This window comes from Trichormus variabilis 0441, assembly GCF_009856605.1.
GTDB lineage: Bacteria > Cyanobacteriota > Cyanobacteriia > Cyanobacteriales > Nostocaceae > Trichormus > Trichormus variabilis.
The window spans coordinates 2,087,546-2,105,280 of record NZ_CP047242.1 but is presented as its reverse complement, the minus strand read 5'-3'; the positions used below and the strand labels follow the sequence as shown (position 1 = coordinate 2,105,280).

13 protein-coding genes are annotated in these 17,735 nt (G+C 42.5%); 7 read left to right on the top strand and 6 right to left on the bottom strand.

What is annotated here, in order from left to right; all coding sequences use genetic code 11:
- Nucleotides 1–19: 19 nt before the first annotated feature.
- The gene (locus GSQ19_RS08430) at nt 20–967 is read left to right on the top strand and encodes an aldo/keto reductase (protein WP_011317515.1); all 948 of its coding nucleotides are present in this window, start codon (nt 20–22) and stop codon (nt 965–967) included.
- Between the two features lie 111 nt (nt 968–1,078).
- Here GSQ19_RS08430 and GSQ19_RS08425 read toward each other — a convergent pair whose 3' ends face one another.
- The 3 genes from GSQ19_RS08425 to rimO form a co-directional block, all read right to left on the bottom strand.
- The gene (locus GSQ19_RS08425; RefSeq protein WP_011317514.1) at nt 1,079–1,657 is read right to left on the bottom strand and encodes a Uma2 family endonuclease; all 579 of its coding nucleotides are present in this window, start codon (nt 1,655–1,657) and stop codon (nt 1,079–1,081) included.
- Between the two features lie 93 nt (nt 1,658–1,750).
- Nucleotides 1,751–3,292 carry a DEAD/DEAH box helicase gene (locus GSQ19_RS08420; protein ID WP_011317513.1) on the bottom strand — a complete coding sequence of 514 codons (1,542 nt, stop codon included), beginning with the start codon at nt 3,290–3,292 and terminating at the stop codon, nt 1,751–1,753.
- 69 nt (nt 3,293–3,361) lie between these two features.
- Entirely contained in the window at nt 3,362–4,684 is a 1,323-nt protein-coding gene (gene rimO, locus GSQ19_RS08415) for a 30S ribosomal protein S12 methylthiotransferase RimO (RefSeq protein ID WP_011317512.1), read from the bottom strand.
- 730 nt (nt 4,685–5,414) lie between these two features.
- Between rimO and btpA the strand changes: the two genes are divergently transcribed.
- From btpA to GSQ19_RS08395, 4 genes are all read left to right on the top strand, one after another.
- Entirely contained in the window at nt 5,415–6,263 is an 849-nt protein-coding gene (gene btpA / locus GSQ19_RS08410; RefSeq protein WP_041456604.1) for a photosystem I biogenesis protein BtpA, read from the top strand.
- 77 nt (nt 6,264–6,340) lie between these two features.
- Nucleotides 6,341–7,324, top strand: coding sequence for a vitamin K epoxide reductase family protein (locus tag GSQ19_RS08405; RefSeq protein WP_011317510.1), 984 nt, complete (start codon nt 6,341–6,343; stop codon nt 7,322–7,324).
- A gap of 706 nt (nt 7,325–8,030) precedes the next feature.
- Nucleotides 8,031–10,244 carry a CHASE2 domain-containing protein gene (locus tag GSQ19_RS08400; RefSeq protein WP_011317509.1) on the top strand — a complete coding sequence of 738 codons (2,214 nt, stop codon included), beginning with the start codon at nt 8,031–8,033 and terminating at the stop codon, nt 10,242–10,244.
- 664 nt (nt 10,245–10,908) lie between these two features.
- Nucleotides 10,909–11,145: a hypothetical protein gene (locus GSQ19_RS08395; protein ID WP_011317508.1), complete on the top strand. Its 237-nt coding sequence runs from the start codon at nt 10,909–10,911 to the stop codon at nt 11,143–11,145.
- A 221-nt stretch (nt 11,146–11,366) separates the two neighbouring features.
- Here the strand turns inward: GSQ19_RS08395 and nadB are convergent, their stop codons facing one another.
- From nadB to GSQ19_RS08380, 3 genes are all read right to left on the bottom strand, one after another.
- Nucleotides 11,367–13,046 carry an L-aspartate oxidase gene (nadB, locus tag GSQ19_RS08390; protein WP_041456603.1) on the bottom strand — a complete coding sequence of 560 codons (1,680 nt, stop codon included), beginning with the start codon at nt 13,044–13,046 and terminating at the stop codon, nt 11,367–11,369.
- Nucleotides 13,047–13,292: 246 nt separating this feature from the next.
- Nucleotides 13,293–13,721, bottom strand: coding sequence for a photosystem II complex extrinsic protein PsbU (gene psbU / locus GSQ19_RS08385; protein WP_041456602.1), 429 nt, complete (start codon nt 13,719–13,721; stop codon nt 13,293–13,295).
- Between the two features lie 384 nt (nt 13,722–14,105).
- Complete coding sequence (locus GSQ19_RS08380) at nt 14,106–14,885, bottom strand: DUF3120 domain-containing protein (RefSeq protein ID WP_011317505.1); 780 nt, start codon at nt 14,883–14,885, stop codon at nt 14,106–14,108.
- A 245-nt stretch (nt 14,886–15,130) separates the two neighbouring features.
- Here GSQ19_RS08380 and GSQ19_RS08375 point away from each other — a divergent pair, with 245 nt between their 5' ends.
- Nucleotides 15,131–16,093, top strand: coding sequence for an undecaprenyl-diphosphate phosphatase (locus GSQ19_RS08375; RefSeq protein WP_011317504.1), 963 nt, complete (start codon nt 15,131–15,133; stop codon nt 16,091–16,093).
- Between the two features lie 256 nt (nt 16,094–16,349).
- The gene (locus tag GSQ19_RS08370; RefSeq protein ID WP_011317503.1) at nt 16,350–17,690 is read left to right on the top strand and encodes a TIGR03279 family radical SAM protein; all 1,341 of its coding nucleotides are present in this window, start codon (nt 16,350–16,352) and stop codon (nt 17,688–17,690) included.
- Nucleotides 17,691–17,735 lie beyond the last annotated feature (45 nt).

The following is a 17,735-nucleotide window of genomic DNA, read 5'->3' as shown; positions in this document are numbered from 1 at the left end:
TAAATTAAATCTGGCGATCGTGGAAACAATTACCTTAGGGAAAAATGGCCCTACCGTTACACCACTTTGTATTGGAACTTGGGCTTGGGGTGATAAACTGTTTTGGAATTATGGCAATGGCTACGGCTCCGAACAGTTACAAGAAGCATTCACCACCGCTTTAGAAGCTGGTGTTACCTTTTTTGACACAGCAGAAGTTTACGGACTAGGACTATCAGAAGAATTATTAGGGCAATTTGTAAAACAGGTAAAAAAACCTGTACAAATTGCCACAAAATTTGGCCCCTTACCTTGGCGATTTTCAGGTCAGTCTGTCTCTGATGCCATCACAGACAGCCTCAAACGCCTGCAACTTGAGCGTGTGGACTTGTATCAGGTGCATTGGCCATTTACTTTTTTGTTAAGTCAAGAAACTTTAATGAACACCCTAGCCGATGAAGTGAAGCGGGGGAGAATTGCTGCTGTGGGTGTGAGTAATTACTCAGCGTCGCAAATGCGCCAAGCTCACCAAATATTAGCATCTAGGGGTGTGCCTTTGGCGGTAAACCAAGTCCGCTATTCTTTACTAAGTCGCCAAATAGAAACTGAGGGCATTGTAGCAACTGCCCGTGAGCTAGATGTAACTATTTTGGCATATAGCCCTTTAGCGCAAGGTTTACTTACAGGAAAATATTCTGCTGAAAGTGCCGAAGTTCCGACTGGTGCTAGAAGTATAGACCCAAGATTTAAAAAAGAGGGATTGCAAAAAATCGCACCAGTGATATCTTTACTACGCAGCTTAGGGGAAAAATACGATCGCACTCCTGCTCAAGTTGCCCTAAACTGGTTAATCGCTCAAGGTAATGTGATTCCCATTGCTGGAGTCAAAACCGCCCAGCAGGTCAGACAAAATGCGGGCGCTTTGGGTTGGAGATTAAATGATGAGGAAGTTCAGGAGTTAGAAAAAGTTAGTCGTCCTTGGAAATAGTGGTTGGGGATTGGGGATTGGGGATTGGGGATTGGGGATTGGGTTGAATTTCTTCCCGTACCTCTGCTGCTACTTCTAATCCCTAATCTCTAGTCTCTAACCTCTGGTTTCTCACTCAAACACAGGCGGCCAAATTTCTGATACCGTTAACTCCCAGCCTGGAAGTAAATCAGGTAATGTCAATTTATCGTTATTTTGTAAAATTACTGGCTCTTGATTAATTCTGTAAACGGTTAATGTTAATTTATCTGGGTCGATGAGAATCCCCACCGTACATCCTAGTTGTAAAAATAATTGAATTTTTTCTTCCAGTGGCTTGATGTGGTCTGATTTAGATTTAATTTCTACCATCAAATCAGGGACTAATTCCACAAAATCACGCTTGCTAATTTTTAGTCTCTCCGCACGCACAAAAGATACATCAGGAGCGCGGAGATTTCGCTTTTCTATATCAGCTTCGATGCCATTTTCCGTTTCCAGTCTAGGCAGAATAAAACCAGCGCTAGAACCAGTTACCCGTCCTAACTTACGTGGGCGAACCCAATTAGCTAGTTGCCGTGCAAACTCTACGCCTATTTCTTCTGAAATATAATCTGATGGCCCCATAACCAAAATACTTCCGTCCACCAGTTCCATCTGCCATTCTGGATGTTCAGCTTGTAGCTGCTCTAAGTCTGAGATTGTGAACATAAGATGAGAAATAATCCATTTATATCTATGTTCCTACAAGCTGATCAAAACAGTTAGCTATGTTAGCTAAGTCCAAAGTCTGATGACTAATGACTAAGAAGCTGATTCTCTCGCAGCAGGTGAACCCAACTTAGGATTGCTAGGTGTAGCGGAAGTTTCACGACGGCTAGTCCGTAATTTTGGTTTGGGAGTACCGCGTCTTTCGTCGTCGCTGTTGTTATTGTCTGATTTGTTCCAGTTGGAACGACCTCTGTCACCGGAAAACTCACGACGTTTGCCGCCTAGTTTAGGTTTGGGAGTGGATGCGACTTCTTCAGGGATTTCGGCATCCGTGCTTAACCAAGCGGGACGAGTTTGATCGTAAGCGATTTGTAGTGCGGCTGCGGCGATCGCTTGAGCATCATATTTTTCGATCAATTCGCTGACAATGGGCAAGAAGGAAGCTAAACGCTCACCAGCTAAGGCTTCTCTGACTTGCTCTTGCAATTTCAGGATGTGGCGTGCTTCGATTTGCGCCCGTGTGGGAATGGAAAGCAATTGCCAATTTTGGCGGACATGGCGTTCAAAAATTTGCTGTTTGCGACGCTCAAATGGTTGCACTAAGGTAATTGCTGTACCTTCTTTACCAGCACGACCAGTACGACCGATCCGGTGGACGTAGGTTTCGACGCTATCGGGTAGGTCGTAGTTGATTACGTGAGATAGTTGATCGACATCTAAACCGCGTGCAGCAATGTCGGTTGCTACTACCCAGCGCACTTGACGACTACGGAACCGAGTTAATAACCGTTCCCGTGCTTGTTGAGACAAGTCACCATGATATTCATCTACACTGTGACCGGCTGCTTGCAGTTGGCTGGTGAGTTCGGCGGCTGTACGTCTGGTGCGGACAAAGATTAAAGCTGTTTCTGGGTCTTCCATTTCCAGAATTGGCTGTAAGGCTCTGGCTTTTGTCCAGTGACGGGGGATGAGATAAGCTACCTGATTGATTTTATTGGGGGTGGCTTTTGGCTGCTCGACGGTGACTGTGACGGGCGATCGCAAAAACTTGTTGACCAACATCCGAATTGATGGTGGCATGGTAGCTGAGAATAAAGCTGTCTGACGCTCTTGGGGTGCTTGAGAAAGAATTTTCTCTACATCGTCAATAAAGCCCATGCTCAACATTTCATCGGCTTCATCTAAGACAAACCACTTGACTTGATCTAGCTTCAGGTTACCCCGTTCTAGCAAGTCAATTACCCGCCCTGGTGTACCGACAACGATATGCACGCCGCGTTTGAGTTGCAGCATTTGACGGTCAATTGATTGACCACCGTAAATTGCTAAAGTCCGTAATCCACTGTTACCAATGAATTGAGCCATTGCATCGTGGACTTGAATTGCTAATTCGCGGGTTGGGGTTAAAACTATGGCTTGTACTGCTTTTTGTTGAGGATCTAACCGCTCTAAAATTGGCAGTGAAAATGCTGCTGTTTTACCTGTACCTGTTTGTGATTGACCAACTACATCACGTCCTGACAACAGTTGGGGGATGGCTTGGGCTTGAATGTTTGTTGGTGCTGTAAAACCAAGTTTTTCTAAGTGTTCTACGCGTTCTTGGGAAATGCCTAGTTCGGGAAACGATAAGTTCATCAACTCTCCTAGATTTTGCTTTTTTGCTTTTAGACTTGTAAACCGAAACGTTGTACTACTGATCGGCTATCAGTTATGACTGACAACTTGACCAAACAGGTCATACTCATCAGCGCTGTGAATTTTCACAGGGATAATGGTTCCTAGCTTCGCCTCGCCATCAACGTAGACCTGACCATCAACTTCTGGAGAAAATCTGCCAGAACGACCAATTAATTTCCCACTTTCAGGATTTTCTTGCTCAATCAGGACTTCAACTGTTTTGCCGACTTCCTGCTGATTTTTTCGCCAAGAAATGGGTTGCTGGAGTGCCATGAGGCGATCGCGGCGTTCATCCATCACCTCTTGGGGCAGTTGATTTGATAACTTGTAAGCGGGGGTTCCCTCCTCTGCGGAAAAGGTGAAAACACCTACATGATCAAACTCATGCCGTTGGACGAACTGTAGTAAATGCTCAAACTGTGCTTCTGTTTCTCCAGGGAAGCCCACTATAAATGTTGTCCGTAACACAGCACCTGGAATGGCTATCTTGAGGCGCTCGATGATTTCATCGTTGACTCGCCCTTGCCAGGGACGGTTCATGCTACGAAGAACTTCACTATGAGAGTGTTGTAGAGGCAAATCTAGATATGGTAAGACGTTTGGTGTTTCTTGAATTGCCGCTATCACATCCGGGGTTAATCCAGTGGGATAGGCGTAGTGCATCCTAATCCACGGTACATTAATTTTCCCTAAAGCACGCAATAGTTCGGCTAATTTGGGCTTACCATAAATATCCAACCCATAGTTGGTAGTGATTTGGGAAATAAGAATGATCTCTTGCACCCCTTGGGCTACTAGTTGCTCGGCTTCAGCAACTATAGATTCTATAGTACGCGATCGCTGGTTCCCGCGTAAGTGGGGAATTATGCAAAATGCACAACGGTAATCACACCCTTCGGCTACTCGCAGGTAGGCTACACCTTCGGTAGTAGTTCGATAGCGTGGGGTCGTTTCATCGGCGATATAGGTTGGCTTGGCGCTAACTAGTGTAACCCGTTCGCCTTGCTCTGCTCGCTCAATGACGTTAACTATTTTATGGTAGTCTCCTGTACCAACTACGGCCACTGCTTCGGGTAACTCTTCCAATAATTGTGTTTGGAAGTGCTGCGCCATACAGCCCGTAATGACAATTTTTTTGTTGGCTTCTGCGAGTTCTACTAAGGTTTTAACAGATTCTTCCCTAGCTGATTCTATAAAACTACAAGTGTTGACTATTACGTAGTCGGCTAATTCTTCATTTGTATCTACACCATAACCTGCTTTTACCAGCAGGCCTAACATATGTTCTGTATCAATTCGATTTTTCTCACAGCCCAAGTGAGAAATTGCTATTGTCGGCTTTTCACCCATATTTTGAAAAAAACTTCCAGTCTTTTCTTGTTATTAAACACAAAACGCGATAGTTTTGCTTTTTTCCTCCGCACCCTTGACTGACAGCGATCTGGTGGGGTACATCCACGGTCAACAACTGCCCTTTAACCCTGAGTTTGACTATTTCAGGTCGTGTTATGATGTTTTTATTAGTTTGTTTCCCAGGGTAATTTTTAGTGTCTTGAGATAAATCTGACACTTTTAAGTTTTTTAACAATTCGCCTATTGGTATTTTACATTACCGCAGCGTATGCGTTGTTAATTTACCCATCGGGAAGCCGCCCAAAGGGCTGGTTGTGAGAAGTCGCTACCCTCAGGGAAATCGCACTTGCGACTACGCCCAATAAAGCAGTAATGCTACCCTAACGATCAGGCTTGACCTACATGAATCGCAGGTGATGTGCCTAAACCACGGGAAGCTGCCTTGCGTGTTGTGAGTGGCAAACTCCTCTTGTAGCCAGGTTTTATCTTAACATATCTTATGGTAAGTTTTGCGCCAAATTCTGTCTTCAGGAGGAGGTAGTAAAATATCCTGCATAAAACGAAATTTAATGATGTGGGCTGGGGATGAGGGAGATCAGGAAGATGGGGGAGATAAGAAAGATGAGGGAAATGAGGGAAAATTTTTTTGAATACCCAATCCCCATTACCCAATCCCCATTACCCAACCCCCAGTACCAATCCCCAATCCCTGACAATAGTTAAAGACGTGGACTTATATCAACTATTTAAAACTCGCACACCGATTATTGGCGTGGTTCATTTGCTCCCACTGCCTACCTCACCCCGTTGGGGAGGCAGCCTCAAAGCAGTGATTGATCGGGCAGAACAAGAAGCCACAGCACTGGCTAGTGGCGGAGTGGACGGTATTATTGTAGAGAATTTTTTTGATGCGCCGTTTACTAAAAATCAGGTTGATCCAGCCGTTGTTAGCGCCATGACTGTTGTCGTGCAGAGAATACAGAATTTGGTGACATTGCCGATCGGTTTAAATGTGTTGCGAAATGATGGCAAAAGTGCGATGGCGATCGCTAGCTGTGTGCGCGCCCAGTTTATTCGTGTCAACGTCCTCACTGGGGTGATGGCGACAGACCAAGGATTAATAGAGGGAGAAGCCCATGAATTATTGCGCTATCGGCGAGAATTGGGTAGTGATGTGCAAATCCTGGCTGATGTCTTAGTCAAGCACGCTAGACCACTGAGTTCACCCAATCTGACTGTGGCGGTCAAAGACACTATCGAGAGGGGTTTGGCAGATGCGGTGATTTTGTCTGGCTGGGCTACTGGTAGTCCCCCCAATCAAGAAGATTTAGAATTAGCTTGTGATGCTGCCAATGGCACACCCGTATTTATTGGTAGTGGGGCGAGTTGGGAAAATATTGCTACACTGTTGCAGGCTGCCAACGGTGTAATTGTTTCTAGTTCACTCAAACGCCACGGTCGAATCGAGCAACCAATCGACCCGATTCGCGTCAGTCAATTTGTGGAAGCTGCTCATCGGAGTTGGAACTCTAAAGGTGAGAGCAAATCGGTTTCCTCAATCACTATACATTCGTAAGTGCTGGGGACTGGTGACTGGGAATTCTTTTAGTCTCCAATCCCTAATCCCCAATCCCTAATACCCAATCGCAATTTATGATTCGCCGCCGTTCTACTCCTTGGATTCATAAATGGTCGCGTCTAATAATTGCCGCGATCGCCGGATTTGGCGCTCTCAATACCGGTTATCTAACTATAGAAAAGTTAACAGGAGGTAGCCCAGCTTGTGTAGCACAAGCTGGTGTTAAGAGTTGTACTGACGTACTTTCCAGCCCCTGGGCAACAATTTTAGGACAACCATTAGCCTTGTTTGGGTTTTTAGCGTACACCAGTATGTTGGTGTTAGCATTAGCACCTGTTGTTTGGAAAGGTGGAGAAAACAACAACCGCAAACAACTAGAAAACGTGACATGGTGGCTACTGCTGGTAGGTGCGATCGCCATGTCTGTTTTTAGTGGCTATTTAATGTATTTACTGGCATTTGAAATTAAAGCTCTGTGCCTTTATTGTATTAGTTCGGCTTTATTTTCCCTTAGCCTTTTGGTACTAACAATTGTTGGGCGTTCTTGGGAAGATATTGGACAAATCTTATTTACTGCTTTGATCGTGGGTATGGTAACCCTGATTGGTACTCTAGGAGTTTACGCAGGTATTAATAAACCGGATGTTACCTCTGCCAATATACCTCCTGGACAACTAGCACCTTTTGTTCCCAAAACCAATCCTAACCCAGAATTTGGTTGGGAAATTAATACTACTTCCGGTGAGGCAGAAATTGCCTTAGCACAGCATTTAGTTAAGGTAGGTGCTAAGGAATATGTGGCTTATTGGTGTCCTCACTGCCATGACCAGAAACTACTTTTTGGGAAAGATGCTTACCAAATCATCAGTGACAACATTAAGATAGAGTGTGCTGATGATAGTCCCAAGGGTCAGCCAGAATTGTGTCGAGCCGCAAAAATACAGGGTTTCCCCACTTGGATTATTAATGGTCAAACCTATAGTGGAGTACAGAACCTTTCGGAATTAGCCAAAATCACAGGTTATACAGGGCCAAGCAACTTCAAGTACTTTAAGTAACTTCTACAAATCATTTCCACCCAGTCCAGACACCAATAAATATGACAAATAAAACAGTCAACTGGTTGATAAGCATAAATCACCTGTTGACTTTTTTATTTATGCGATGAGAACTGAGGGATTTCTAGTTATATATCTTGGAAAGCAAGGATTTTTGCTCTGACTTTCCTTGTGGAATGCTGAGGCGTAGCTTGCTTCCCTAAAGATTTACACCCACTGAACCTAGCTTTTTTTCAGGAAAAATATGGCAGTTTTAAGTAAGTGAAAATATACTATTGACAAACAGTACTTAGATTGGGCTTGTGTCTATGAATAATACAATATCAATCATACAATTAATTGTTATCTATACCAGTCGATATTATCTGGAGAAATATTATCTAGATATATATAGGAACCCGACGCTCAGACTACTCTTCTTCCCACGCAGTGGCTCCCCTACGTGTATTTCAAAAATCAAGTATGAGTCCTAATATATTCCTCCAGATAAATCAATGTAGTTTATCAGGATTTATGCTCGATAATTACTTGATTTGTAACAAGTCAATATTTAGGTTGTGTCATTCATAATCATAAAAAAATGAGTGTCTAAAATTATGTTTTTCTCCTGATGATAAAGCTTGAATATTAGGATTTTTCTGACTTGGGAAATTTTGGGTTAATATTTATCAGCAATCAAGAAAATTATCCCACTTAGGTATTGGGAATGAGTAAGCAACTAGGGAATCCTATTGTGAGGTTAATTCTGGGACTAAAGCAATGGCTGAGTCGAGGACGAAGAGAATTAATTACTGCTTCCGTCGTTTTGGTTTGTGTCCTGATACTGCGTTCTATAGGATTACTGCAATCCGTAGAATTGTCTGCATTAGACCAATTTTTTCGCCTCAGACCAAACGAACAGCCTGATAATCGCATTACTATCGTAGCCATTGATGAAGCTTCCTTACATAAAGGATTTCCCATTCCTGACGGCATCATTGCTAATTTATTAAAAAAATTACAAGCCAATCAACCTCGTGTTATTGGTTTAGATATTTATCGAGATTTGCCAACCAAAGATGGCCATGAAAATTTAGTTGATACTTATAAAACAATACCTAATTTAGTCGGTACACAATTATTATCAAATGATAAAAGTTATAAAGTTGCGCCACCACCACAATTAAATTCCCAACAAATAGGTTTTAATAACTTACTCTATGACCCAGACGGCAAAGTACGCCGAATTTTGTTGTACTGGCATATTGGTGAAAATTATTATGAAAGCTTTGCTTTAAAGTTAGCTTTATTATATTTAAAATCAGAGAAAGTTTTTCCTAGAAAAGCAGCTAATAACCCGGAGTATTTACAGTTAGGTAAGTCAGTTTTTCCTCGATTTGAACAAAATGATGGTGCTTACGTTAGAGCTGATGACAAGGGTACTCAAATTCTGTCTAATTTTCCTAAACCAGGTTGTCGAAATTCGTCTTTAGATTCCTGCGGTTTCCAAAAGGTTAGTATGCTAGATGTGCTAGATGATAAGGTGCCGCGCAGTTGGATAGAGGATCGCATTGTCTTAATCGGCTCTACTGCTCCTAGCCTCCAAGATTTTGTATTTATTCCTTATTCAAGTCGTTGGATGAGAGCAGCAAAACCTGTGGCTGGGATTGAACTGCAAGCTTATTTTATTAGTCAGTTAATTTCTGCGGCTTTGGAAGGAAGACCTGTATTAAAAGTGTGGTCTGATTTTTGGGAATACTTGTGGATTTTTGCTTGGTCATATTTAGGAGCAGTAGCAGCATGGCGAATACGGGGAAAAATTCCCAATATCGTGGCGATATTTGTTGCTTGCTGCTTGCTTTTTTTAAGTGCTTATCTAGCTTTTTTATCAGGGTGGTGGATACCATTAGTTCCAGCACTGCTGACCTTGGTTGGTTCAGTAATTTGGATGATTAATTATCTTGCTCATATGCAGGAAGAGTTAAAGCGTTCCAAAGAATTTTTACAGCAAGTAATTGATACGATCGCTGACCCAATTTTTGTAAAAAATGAGCAACATCAGTGGATTGTTTTAAATAAGGCTTACTGTCGATTTATTGGTTATCCTGAGAGTTTTTTAGTTGAAAAGTCAGATGTTGATTTTTTCCCTAAACATGAAGCTGATGTTTTTCGACAGCAAGATGAGTTAGTGTTTGACACTCAAAAACCTCAGGAAAATGAGGAAGAATTTACTGATGCTTATGGAAAAACTCATTTAATTGCTACTAAGCGATCGCTCCACAAGGATGCAGCCGGTAATTTATTTTTAGTTGGGGTGATCAGAGATATTACTCAGCGCAAATTGATGGAGGAAGAACTCAAGCGCACGGCAGCTGAGTTGTTTCGCTCTAATAACGAATTAAAACTGAAGGAAGACCATTTGCGTTATTTAGCTTATCACGACGCTTTGACCGGTCTTCCAAACCGTAAATATTTTGCGGAACAACTTTACGAGTCCATTAATTGGGCAAAAGATAACAATTTCTCCCTTGGACTTTTATTTATTGACTTAGACGGCTTTAAGCAGGTTAATGACAGCCTTGGTCACGAAATGGGCGATCGCTTGTTGGTGGTGATAGCTCAAAGACTCAGCAATTCTTTACGCGCTAGTGATACAGTGGCTCGCTTAGGTGGCGACGAATTTACCGTCATTCTACAGGCGATACCTAACGTGCAAGTAGCAGCCAAAGTCGCTGAAAAAATTCTAGCGAATATCACTGAGCCAATTGTTTTGAACGGATGTACTACTAAAGTTTCTGTCAGCATTGGTATTAGTATTTACCCAGAAACCAGTTTAGATCCTGATACATTGCTAAAAAAAGCGGATGCAGCCATGTACCGCGCCAAACATTTAGGGAAAAATCGCTTTGAATTGGCAGATAGGGGAAATACTGAGTCCTGAGCAGGGAACTTCCAAATCATTTTGGAGTTTTGTTGGCGTAGCCTTTCCTCCGAAATGCCATACAGGCGTAGAACTACTCATAGAGTATTTCGTATTTTGAATTTAACTGCTATCAGTTGTTCATGATAGTTACTTAGATATTGAACGACACAACTAGTCTTGGTCGGACATATTATGAAATTTTACTGATATTTCTCAAACCAATTTTTAAAAAGAATGACTATAATGGTCGTTTTCTCCCTAAACTTTACACATTCTTAAGATCATGAATTGATGAAATTTAGATGAATCTGCGTAATGTTACGTAAATTACTACTGATAGTGTGAGTATTTACACCATAAATTATTAAAAAATAATTAAAAAAACATGATGTTGATATTTCTCTTGTGGTAATTAATGAACATATATAACTTTTGACGTAGAAATAACTATAACCAAAGACCGGTGTAAATAACCGGCTGTAGGTTATATTGCTTAACTATTGAGTACCTTTTTGTGTCAATTCTTGAAGGGATGCGACTCTTGATGGTCTTTTAGTTAAGTATTTCTCTGTCTCACCAATAAGATTAGCCAACGTTTGATTCTTGGGAAAAGCTTTTTTCCTGTTTGTAAAAAATAAACAGCCTGTAGATAAATCAGAAATTTAAAAAATTACCCAAGCCTATGAAAACCAACTGGACAATCATCGGTGTTGTGATATTTTGCATTAGTGCCAGCCTGATTATTCCCAAGGTAGCGGATGCTAATGGAAATCAGAATCATGTTTCCTTCGCTAGCAGTTCTAGGGATATAAGCACGATGCCTAGCCAATCTGAGCAAAAAGCACAAGATTTGGAAGAATCTTATGTTCCACCAAATTATGGTGGGCCAGATAGCCAACACGGTAGCGGTACTCGCTAAATATTCATTTTTTGTAGGGTTTTATCAGCAAATAAGCACGTTACTTACTATTTGACTAAGTAGTCTCGTAGGGGCAGTAATTTGCGTGTGATACAGGGAGAAACTTAAATCCAGAGTGATTACCTGGAGATAAATATCAATTCACTATCAGTATTTTTTTGTGCCTATTGGAAGTCAGTATATGGAACTTAAACACTTAGTTGAATATACTTAAGCATTATTTAAGATTTCATGATCAGAGATTGCCACCATTGGTGCTTTTGTACTAGGGTGTGGACTTGCCAATCAGGATTTGAGTCGGGATAGTCTAAACGGAAGTGTCCGCCACGGCTTTCAGTCCTAAAAGCAGCGCTTTTGAGAATTAAATAGGCAACATCGAGTAAATTGCCTGTTTCTGCCCAAAGTCGTAGTTGTTGGTCGGTATCTGAGAAATTAAAGCTAACTGGCTCGTTGGGTTGTAGAGATAAGAAAAATTGGCTTAAAGGCAACGCAGCAAAATCCTGTTGCCAAGATTCTACAGTAGCGATCGCCACAGATAAAGTAGACTGTTCTCGACAAATACCAGCGCTTTGCCAAACTAGACGCGGTAACTTTTCTCGCAGTATGGTTAATTGTGATTGCTGGTTTTGCCACTCGCTGGCATCAATCTTAAATTCTTTTGTGGGTAAGGCTGGTGTTTCTGTGTGCTGTGTCAAATCTGCTGGCGTGAGATTTGCTAACTGCGCCCCAAAGACAATACACTCCAACAATGAATTACTCGCTAAACGATTCGCTCCATGTACACCCGTACTAGCGGTTTCTCCCACTGCATACAATCCAGGTATATTAGTTTGATTATTTAAATCTGTGGCAATACCACCCATCCAATAATGGGCGGCTGGGGCTACAGGAATCGGTTCGTGAAAAACATCTATACCCCAACGTTGACAAACCTTAACAATATTGGGAAACCGCAGACGAATCTTTTCTTCCGGGATGGGGCGCATATCCAACCAGACATAGGCTGTAGCAGGATCGACCGCAGTGCGTTGTAGATGACTAAATATAGCCCGACTCACCACATCTCTGGGTGCTAATTCTCCAGCCGGGTGATAATCAAAGGCAAATCGCCGCCCTTCATCATCTACAAGGTGTGCGCCTTCACCACGGACTGCTTCACTGATCAGGAAACGGTCTGCACCTGATTTAGTTAAGGCTGTGGGGTGGAATTGGACAAATTCTAAGTCACGGAGAATAGCCCCAGCCCGCCATGCAATTGCGACTCCATCACCTGTACTTACCGCCGGGTTCGTGGTTTGGGCAAATACTTGACCACCGCCACCAGTCGCCAAGACTACAGCCCCAGCCCTGACCCATGTAATTGCACCTTGATAAAAGAGGCTGATTCCCTGACAATGACCGGTTTCTGGTTCCAGCCAAAGACTCAAAGCCAAAGCTTGCTGAATTACTTGGATATTTGGACGACGTAATACTTGGGTGGTGAGAGTGGTTGTGACTTCCCTACCTGTAGTGTCGGCGGCGTGAAGAACACGGTTACGAGAATGGGCGGCTTCTAAAGTTAACGCTAAAGCTTGTCCATGTCGGTCAAAGGCCACTCCCAAGTCCACCAAAGATTTGATACATTTGGGGGCTTGTTGAGCCAAAAATTCTACGGCTGTAACATCACACAAGCCCGCTCCTGCGTGAATTGTATCTTCAATATGTAAAGAAGGAGAATCATTAGGGGCGATCGCAGCAGCTATACCACCCTGCGCCCAATCACTAGCAGATAAAGCAACAGTTTCTTTGGTAATCAAGCCGACTCGTAAGGATTCTGGCAGACATAATGCTGTATACAGTCCAGCCGCACCAGCACCGACTACTAAAACATCAAATTGGCTAGGAAACTCTATTTGTGACAAGGTTAGAAATCTGGGTAATGGGTAATGGGTGAGTCCAGTCCTGTAGGAGGGTTTCCCTCCGTAGGGAACTGGCGTTAGCGTAGCGGTAGCGACGTAAGGAGCGTCACCCGAAGGGTCATGGGTAATGAATAACGGGTAATCACCAATCACCAATCACCTATTACCTATCCCCTGATTTAATAATAAGACTCCCACCCCCTGGGATAGAGAGTGGGTTAGTCTTGTTGACGGGAAATACAAATTGGGTTATCTGTAAATACCGTTGTTAAAGCGATCGTCTCCTTCGTTGAAGGCAGGTTCTAGTTCTGTTACGGTGAATTTGTCAAAATTAGACTGTAAGAGTTGTTTTTGACCATCGCTTAATCCTGGTAGATCCAAGACATCTTCTACCTTGCTGTAAGGAGCATTTTGGATAATTTTCCGAGCCAGAGTGGGATATAACCCTGGATATTGTTGAAAAGCTCTTACGTTGGTATTGTTCAAATCGATTTTCTTACCGAATTCTGTTGCTAGTTTGGCATCTGCCCGATTTTGCGATTCAATCGCCAAAACTGGGACTTGAGGAACCAAAAAACTTTGTAAACTGCCAGCTTGGGCAATTTGAGTTGTTCCCAACCATCCCCAGCAGCCTAGCAACAAACTAAATACTGTTAATAAACGCACCAATCCTTTCACGATTTTTTTACCTCTTTCCATCAAACTGAAACAACAGCTTTAAGCAAACAGCCTTCAACAATATATAGTAGAGACTTTGCGTACAAGGTTTCTACTGTTTATGAGAAGCCAATGACTTAATCAACACACAGCAGCCATCAGAAACTAATATACAGCTTATTAATGCTCACAATATTTGTTTAGGGGTGTGGGGGTTTAGGGGTTTAACACAATTACATCCAGTCTAAACAGCCTCTTGTGGGTAGCTGTCTTGAATTTTGTTGGCGTAGCCTACTCTTCTCCTTCGGAGACGCTAACGCGTAGATTGCTTCCACGTAGTGGTACGAGAACGCTACGCGAACCCGTAGGGTATTTTGAATTTTGAATTTTGAATTTTGAATTGATTTATGCCGTGAGGGCGGCTATTAAAAATAAGCTATCTACCAGAATTGTACTTAGGACTGCTCCGCCGAAAGCATACCAGTGTCGCTGCTTTTTAGTTAGGGGTAAAGTTCCTGCTATTAGTAGCACCAAACCTAGAATAACTGCCCATGATATACCCCAAGGTGTTTGCACTTGGCTAACGGCTGCTTGTAAAATGGGCGACACGTTTTCGGGTTCTACTACCATGATTTGCCGCCAGTAGGGCATTAAATCTACTAAATAAAAATACACATCTGTTAAAACTGTGCCGAGTAAGGAACCTAAATAAAACCAGTTACCTACTTTGCCCCAGTTGCGTAACAAACACCAACAAGCAAATGGTAGTCCTATAGACTCTACTGGTAAATGCCACAAAGGTTCCCAACGTAGCCAACCCCAATAAATTCCCCCTGCTAACCAACTCCAGCTAAAGCCTAAAAGTAAATCTCCCCATACATAAGTTGCTGGACGAGACATTAAAGTAAAACTGAGCCACACCCAAAATCCTGTGAGCGCTAAACTCAATGTGGGTAGAGATCGCACTAATGGCGCTTCTATAAATACTGGTACTGATACTAAAAACACTGCTGCTGCAAACACTAGCCAGGTTTGTTTAGACACTAAAGCTAAAGGTAATGAGGGAGATGCTTGTAGTGTCGATTCCAATTCTTGAATATTCTTCTGTCCAGTTTCGCTTTGCGGTAATTCCGTAATCCCTGGAGTGGTAGAAGTTGCGTAAGATGCCAAAGTATTATTAATCAAAGTTTTAATAATTGTTACTAATCTTTATATTACTCAAAATACCATACTCAATAATCCCCCCTGGGGGCATATTTATACTACCACGGTTGGGGAGGAGAGAACTGTTGACTGTTGGCTGTTGACTAATGACTATTGCACCGCAGGCTGGAACATGAGATGCTTTGTTGGGTTATTTTCCTGGGAGCTTATCTAGTTAGCTGTTTGTTTATTTAATTGTTTGTAATACAGCGATCGCAGGTAAAGTAATGACTTTATTCAAACGTCAATGGTTCGTGCTTGTTAGTGCAGTATCGGCGGCTTTGTCGGTAGTGCTGTTTCCTTTGGAAGTTTTTAGCGCCTCACCTAACTCAGTAGGTGGCGGGGTGCAGCAAATGAATATTTTGCAGGCGATTGTTTTAGGTTTTGTGCAGGGAATGACTGAGTTCCTACCCATTAGTAGTACAGCACATCTGAAAGTTGTACCAGTCGCCCTTGGTTGGGGTGATCCAGGGGTAGCTTTCACGGCTATCATCCAGTTGGGGAGTATTGCGGCTGTGCTGTGGTACTTCTGGGGCGATTTGACGAGAATTATTAAGGGCGCGACAAGAGCGATCGCCTTGAAAGATTACGCTGATTATGATTTACGTTTATCTTTAGGAATTATTTTAGGAACCATACCCATTGTCTTTTTTGGGTTGCTGATTAAAAAACTTATCCCCGATTTTGATAGTTCACCTATCAGAAGTTTAGGAGCGATCGCCGTTGCCTCGATAGTCATGTCTTTGTTGTTAGGGGTGGGGGAAAAATTAGGCAAACGTGAGCGAGATTTTGAACATCTGACAATGCAAGATGGGCTGTTGATGGGTTTAGCCCAAGCACTAGCATTAATTCCCGGTGTTTCCCGTTCCGGTTCCACCCTCACAAGCGGGTTATTTATGGGCTTACAACGAGAAACCGCCGCCAGATTCTCATTTTTGCTAGGGATTCCCGCTATTACCTTGGCAGGGTTAGTCGAATTAAAAGATGTTTTCGCTGAAGGTATAGCCGATGGTGCAGCACTTCCCTTAATTGTGGGAGTAATTTCTGCGGCTATTTTTTCATATATGGCGATCGCTGGCTTACTGAGTTTTCTTAAAACTCAAAGTACTTGGGTGTTTATTTGGTATCGGTTAGTGTTTGGTATAGCGATTTTGGGGGCGATTAGCGCCGGAATTTTGCAAAATAGTTAGGGATTGGGGATTGGGGACTGGGGATTGGGGACTGGGGATTGGGTAATTTATCTTTACCCAATCCCTCGTAAACTTTCAGGCGTTAAACTTGCGTGTCTTTTCGTGTCAACTGACAACTAACAACTGACAACTGACAACGCGTCAGTGCGAATAATTTTGTAAGATTGTTTGCAAGGAGTTGTCTGTGTTCTGAATCTTACTGCCATTAGTCTATATTCATTAGTAGTGACTCTAATGAGATATTGGCTTTTGATTCATGGCTGCTATTCTTCCCGCCCGTATCACCAAAGTACTACCTGATTCTATAGCTGCTGAGATTGGCTTTGAAGCGGGGGATGCGCTTGTAGCTATTAATGGTGTACAGCCCCGCGATTTAATTGATTATAAATTTTTATGCTCTGATGAGTTTCTGGAATTGGAAGTTTTAGACGCTTCTGGCAAAACTCATCATATCGAAATTGAGAAGGACTACGACGAAGACCTGGGGTTAGAGTTTGAAACGGCCTTGTTTGATGGTCTAATTCAATGCAATAATCGTTGCCCGTTTTGTTTTATCGACCAGCAACCCCCAGGTAAGCGTTCTAGCCTGTATTTAAAAGATGACGATTATCGATTAAGTTTTTTATACGGCTCTTATCTAACTCTCACCAATTTACCGGAAAGGGAATGGCAACGGATTGAACAGATGCGCCTGTCTCCCTTATATGTGTCTGTTCATGCGACGGAACCGGAAGTAAGAATTAGACTGCTGAAAAATCAGCGTGCAGCGCAAATATTAGACCAGTTGCGGTGGTTTCAAGCCAGAAGGCTACAAATCCATGCCCAAGTAGTAGTATGTCCTGGTATAAATGATGGCAAACATCTGGAACAAACACTACGGGATTTAGCGTCATTTCATGATGGGGATGTGCCTACCGTTGCCTCAGTGGCAGTTGTACCAGTCGGGTTAACAAGATTTCGCCCTGAAGAAGACGAACTTATACCTGTAACAAGAGAAAAAGCCCAAGAAGTGATTGCACAGGTGCGATCGCTAACCCAGGAATTTCGCCGACAATTTGGTTCTAATGTTGCTTGGTTAGCCGATGAGTGGTTTTTGATTGCGGGTGAGGAATTACCTAGCGAGGCTGAGTACGAAGAATACCCCCAAATTGATAACGGTGTAGGTTCAATTAGGTTATTTCTCAAACAATTTGCTGAGACTGCGGCGGAATTATTACCTACAAAAATCAACCACCCCAAAAAGTTAACTTGGGTGGTTGGTAATGCTGTAGAAAAAGCCTTTCAACCAATTCTCAAAAGCTTAAATGCGGTGGAAGGATTAGAAATAAATATGTGTGCGTTATCTAGTGATTACTGGGGACAAACTATTAGTGTTACTGGGTTAATTACTGGACACGATTTACTTTTACACTTAAAGGAACAGGATTTAGGTGGAGGCATTTTGCTACCTAATGTCATGCTCAAACATGGAGAATTAGTTTTTTTAGATGATATGAGTGTTGAGGAAGTAGCCCAAAAATTACACACCAAAATCATACCAATAGCGGGGGTAAAAGAACTGATAAAGACCTGTATTACTGATAGTGTTAGCGTTTAAATAGGCAATATCAGTTGTTTTTCTGATGTAAATCAGAGTTGATTT

Excerpts from the sequence above, each read along its gene's own strand:
- rimO (WP_011317512.1), bottom strand. The coding sequence starts at position 4,684 with ATGGGTGAAAAGCCGACAATAGCAATTTCTCACTTGGGCTGTGAGAAA.
- GSQ19_RS08405 (WP_011317510.1), top strand. The coding sequence starts at position 6,341 with ATGATTCGCCGCCGTTCTACTCCTTGGATTCATAAATGGTCGCGTCTA.
- GSQ19_RS08400 (WP_011317509.1), top strand. The coding sequence starts at position 8,031 with ATGAGTAAGCAACTAGGGAATCCTATTGTGAGGTTAATTCTGGGACTA.
- GSQ19_RS08370 (WP_011317503.1), top strand. The coding sequence starts at position 16,350 with ATGGCTGCTATTCTTCCCGCCCGTATCACCAAAGTACTACCTGATTCT.
- GSQ19_RS08395 (WP_011317508.1), top strand. The coding sequence starts at position 10,909 with ATGAAAACCAACTGGACAATCATCGGTGTTGTGATATTTTGCATTAGT.
- GSQ19_RS08425 (WP_011317514.1), bottom strand. The coding sequence starts at position 1,657 with ATGTTCACAATCTCAGACTTAGAGCAGCTACAAGCTGAACATCCAGAA.
- GSQ19_RS08375 (WP_011317504.1), top strand. The coding sequence starts at position 15,131 with ATGACTTTATTCAAACGTCAATGGTTCGTGCTTGTTAGTGCAGTATCG.
- GSQ19_RS08420 (WP_011317513.1), bottom strand. The coding sequence starts at position 3,292 with ATGAACTTATCGTTTCCCGAACTAGGCATTTCCCAAGAACGCGTAGAA.